1 protein-coding gene is annotated in these 1,311 nt (G+C 64.9%); it reads right to left on the bottom strand.

Features of this window, described 5'->3' with window-relative positions; translation table 11 throughout:
* Positions 1-18: 18 nt before the first annotated feature.
* Positions 19-1,077: an IS110 family transposase gene (locus DK926_RS26225; RefSeq protein ID WP_114332827.1), complete on the bottom strand. Its 1,059-nt coding sequence runs from the start codon at positions 1,075-1,077 to the stop codon at positions 19-21.
* Positions 1,078-1,311: the final 234 nt, after the last annotated feature.

The following is a 1,311-nucleotide window of genomic DNA, read 5'->3' as shown; positions in this document are numbered from 1 at the left end:
GTGATGCTCCTATGAGTGTCAACTTCCGATTTTTTGTGTGAGTAGCTGGAACATTTCGCGGGCGACGGCTCGTTTGAGGCAGCGGATGATGTCGCGTTTGCTTTTGCCTTGGGCGAGTCGTTTGTCGCGGTAGGCGCGGGTTCGTGGGTCGCGTTTGAGGCGGGCCAGAACGATGATGTGCAGTGCCCGGTTGGCTTGCCGGTTTCCGCCCCGGTTGAGTCGGTGCCGGCTGGTTTTACCGGAGGATGCCGGGATCGGGGCGACTCCGCAGAGACTGGCGAACGCGGCCTCGTTCGAGATCCGGTCGGGGTTGTCGCCGACGGTGATCAGCAGTTGCGCGGCGGTCTCGTAGCCCACTCCGAAACGGGCGACGAGGTCGGCGGCGGCGTCGACGACGAGTGGGTGCAGGTCGGCCTCGAGGGCGGCGATCTCCTGATCGAGCATGCGGATGCGGCGGGCCAGTGACCGCAACGCGGTTTTGACTGCCGCCGCCAGCGCGCCGGGTTCGACCGTGCCTGGTCGTAGCCCTGCGCAGGCATCGACCAAGGCCTTCGTCGAGAGATCGCGCAGCTGCTCGCGGATCGACTCGGGCGCGTTCACCACCGCCGACTTCAACGCGGTGATCGCCTCGGCGCGGGATTTGACTGCGGTGCGACGAGCGTTGTGCAGGAACCGAATTGCTTCGACGTCCCCATCGTGGGCTTTCGGAATGGTGCGTGCGATACCCGCCGCTGCCAGGCGAGCGGCACTGTAGGCGTCGAGGGAATCGGACTTGCCCTGAAATCGGCGTGACTGGCGGTCGGTGCGGTCGACGTCGACGACCTCGATGCCCGCTTCCTGCAGGACTGCAGTCAGCGCCGATCCGTAACTACCGGTGCCTTCGACACCGATTCGAGCGACGACACCGGCGCCGCGAACCCATGCCAGTAGAGCGCGGTAGCCGGCGGCGGTGGCGGGGAATTCGCGGTCGCCGATGCCGCGGCCGAGGTGGTCGATGATCGCGGCGTGGTGGGTGTCTTTGTGGGTGTCGACGCCGGCGAACACGGTCAGGCTGACATCGGGTGGGTTTTCGGTCATGCTGGACACTGGTTATCCCTTCACGAGGTGACCACGCACCGGCCGGGACGGCGGACAACACAGTGACGGGACTCTTTGGTCAGGCTCCTATCAAGTCACTCCGCCCCACCGGTCGCGTGTGCTTCAGGTGTCCATCGATGCAGCAGCCGACACATCACGGGAAAGACAGCCATCGGCGTCAGCGCGGAAACGAGTCAAACCACTGCATCGACGAACCATTCCAGTATCACTGCG

The sequence above is a fragment of the Rhodococcus sp. Eu-32 genome (assembly GCF_003336925.1).
Taxonomy (GTDB): domain Bacteria; phylum Actinomycetota; class Actinomycetes; order Mycobacteriales; family Mycobacteriaceae; genus Rhodococcoides; species Rhodococcoides kyotonensis_B.
This window is presented reverse-complemented; position numbering and strand designations above follow the sequence as displayed.